The 3,173-nt window shown below is 44.0% G+C and carries 4 protein-coding genes; all 4 read right to left on the minus strand.

What is annotated here, in order from left to right:
- On the minus strand, window positions 1-434 hold a 434-nt coding region (locus ACLNCN_RS04180), incomplete at its 3' end, for a YSIRK-type signal peptide-containing protein (protein ID WP_424844691.1).
- Window positions 435-549: 115 nt separating this feature from the next.
- Window positions 550-1,566 carry a glycosyltransferase family 2 protein gene (locus ACLNCN_RS04185; protein ID WP_424844692.1) on the minus strand — a complete coding sequence of 339 codons (1,017 nt, stop codon included), beginning with the start codon at window positions 1,564-1,566 and terminating at the stop codon, window positions 550-552.
- Between the two features lie 176 nt (window positions 1,567-1,742).
- Complete coding sequence (locus ACLNCN_RS04190; RefSeq protein ID WP_001283910.1) at window positions 1,743-2,408, minus strand: potassium channel family protein; 666 nt, start codon at window positions 2,406-2,408, stop codon at window positions 1,743-1,745.
- Window positions 2,409-2,421: 13 nt separating this feature from the next.
- A partial coding sequence (locus ACLNCN_RS04195) for a potassium transporter TrkG (RefSeq protein ID WP_424844693.1) occupies window positions 2,422-3,173 on the minus strand: 752 nt, incomplete at its 5' end.

The raw sequence follows: 3,173 nt of genomic DNA on the forward strand, positions 1-3,173 counted from the left end.
TCACGGTCTTGTCCAGAAACTGTAGGAGCAGGATTTGTTGCAGGTTTAACCGCATCTTCTGTTTCTTTCTTAGATTCTGGTTTTGCTTGCACTTCTTCTTTTGGCGCTACCACTTGGTCTTTATCAGCTACATTCACTTTTTCTGGAGAGCTTGTAGCATCCAAGCTTGCTTTAGGTGTTGAGTCTACCTGTTCTGAAGGGAGAGCTGTATCAACTGCTTCTTTGAGAAGTTCTACTGGTAAGTAACTCTTTTCACTCACCGAAGCAGCGTCTGGCACAACTTGAGCAGGGGTCGGATTGACCACATCGGCACGTACAGAACTTGGCTGACCAACTAGGACAAAGACGCCACTGGCTACAACAACTGAGGCAACACCGACACTGAGACGGCGAATAGACCAACGAGTATATCTTTGATTTGGATTGAATTTCATAGGATTCTCCTTAGAGTTTTTCTTTATTTGATGACTCTAGTATAATCTCCTAAAATTAAAAAGGATTAAGAAAAAGTTAAAATTTTTCTTAAATCCCTCTTATAAAATACTTATATTAATTAAATCCATAAACAGACTTGGTGATTTGATAAACGACATTGGAAAGTTTGCGGGCTGGCAAGACTGAATGTTTGGTCAAACGGCTCAACATGGTCTTCCGAATAGCCTGAAAGACCTCTGGATTTTCCTGCTGAATATAGGTCCACAGCTCCCGTTTTTTGGCCAGATGCTCTGCTGTGCCCGCTCGATTGAGCAAGGCACTGGAAATCACCGTCGTAATTTCAATATGATTCAACAGATATTCTCGCATTTTTGGATGACTCACTTGGGACAAATCAAGCTGGTCTACTAAAAGACGATTAACCTTGAGTTGCTGGTCAATGCGCTTAATCATCACTTGCTCATTGACAGACTGGTCCTCACGCCCAATTAAATAACGATAGAAATCAACAGGCAGATAGTACATGGTCTTGACCTGCTGAAGGGGGGTAAAGACAAAAAGATTATCGACATAAAAAGTATGCTCAGGCAGTTGGAACTGGCTCGCTCTCAACAAATCTGTCCGGTAAATCAGCGAGTGCATCATGATATACTGGCCTTTTGAGAAATTTCCGACCTGGTCCCAGCCAAAAATCTGTTGGACAGGCAAGACTGACTCATAACTCATACTCTTCTTACGAGACTGGCCTTCCTTTTCATAGACAAAATTGGTCACAAAGGCATCAACTCCCTGACCCTCATTCTCTAGTTCCTGCAAGGTTTCAAGAATCTTTAGGTAAGCACGAGGATCCACCCAGTCATCACTATCAACTACTTTAAAATAACGACCAGAAGCCTCTGCCAAGCCTCGATTGACAGCACCGCCATGGCCCTTATTTTCCTGATAGATGGCTCTAACGATGCTAGGATACTTGCTGGCTAAACGCTCAGCGATTTCCTGAGTCTGGTCCTGAGACCCATCATTGATAATCAAAATCTCAACTTGCTCACCACCAATCACTAGCGACTCCACACAGTAATGAAGATAGGCTGCGGCATTATAGCTAGGAATGGCGATAGACAATAACTTCATAATCTACTCCTTTAGGGGACTGATTTTTTCTTACTCTCTTGTCACTTCTTTCTATTTTACCATAAAGTCCAGTTTTTGAAGGACTTTTACTAGAATGCAAGAGGTTCTAGTCTCAATTGGAATACAGGTCTCTCTATTTCCTATCTTGAACATTAAAAAAGAGGGAATTTCCCTCCTTAGGAATTTAACTCTGCCAAATCATCTAGATATTGGTTGTTAATGACCGCCAAGATATAGGCATCTGCCCTCAAGAGATCATTGGGACCAAACTGGACATCTAGCGGTGAATTTTCTTGTTCACGAAATCCTAGGACATTGAGGTTGTATTTGCCACGTAGATCTAGCTGGCTCAGGCTTTGACCTGCCCAGACACTAGGAATCTTCATCTCCACGATAGACACATTTTTATCCAGCTGAAAGACATCAACATTGTTATGAAAGAGAATGGTCTGCGCTAGAGACTGCCCCATTTCATACTCAGGTGAAATCACCGAGTCAGCACCGATTTTTTCTAGCACCTTCTTAGCTGTCTGGCTTTTGACCTTGGCAATAACCCTTGGTACCCCTAGACTCTTACAATGCATGACTGCAAGCACACTCGACTCTAGATTTTCCCCTGTTGCCACTACAACCGTATCACAGGTATCAATTCCTGCAGTTCTGAGGAGTTCCTCATCTGTGATATCGCCAACAACTCCACGCGCCAAAACAGGCTCAAATTGATTGATTCGCTCAGCGTGGTCGTCAATGGCAATGATATTCATATCTTGCTTGGCGAGGGCTGTCAGGACACTACTCCCAAAAATCCCCAAGCCTAAAATTCCAATAGTACGATCTGACATCGTTCTTCCTTTCTTATCCAATACTAATATCTGCTTTCATATACTGAATCAAATCTTTCTTATCCGGCTGGTAATCCGCTAGACTAACCAGCAAGGTCAAGGGACCGATACGGCCGATAAACATGAGCAACATGACAATGCTGAGGGCTAGCTTGCCCAATTCTGGTGTCAAATTTGCCGTTACCCCAACTGTCGCAAGGGCGGAAATGGTCTCAAACATGAGGTAGATAAAACGCGGCGTTCCTTCTGCCGTAATTCCCAGCAACATCAAGCCCAACAAGAAGGTCATCAAAAAGATAATGAAGACACTAAAGGATTTTTGGACTGTTCGAGCTTCAATGGTTCTCTGCGCAACATTGGCATGAGGCAAGCCCAGCAACTCACTACGAGCAAAGACCAACAAGACAAAGAAGGTCGTAATCTTGAGCCCCCCAGCCGTTCCTCCAGGCGCCCCACCCAGAAACATCTGTAGGATATAGATAAACAGGGTCACAGGCCGAGCTTGGGTGTAGTCAATAGAGGCAAAACCAGCCGTTCTCATGCTGACGGTTTGGAAAAAGCTAACCAGCACTTTCTCTGGAACACTAAGATTGCCAATGGTTCCAGGATTATGCCACTCTGTAAAGAGTGTGGATACTGTCCCAAACAGCAAGATCCCTGCAGTCAAGAAGAGGACTAGTTTAGTGTGGAAACGCAGACGGCGTTTTTTCTTCTTGTCAAACTGGGTTGCCAAGTCAAACCAGACCATAAAGCCAAGACCACCTG

It is taken from the genome of Streptococcus sp. CL8.13 (assembly GCF_049737895.1).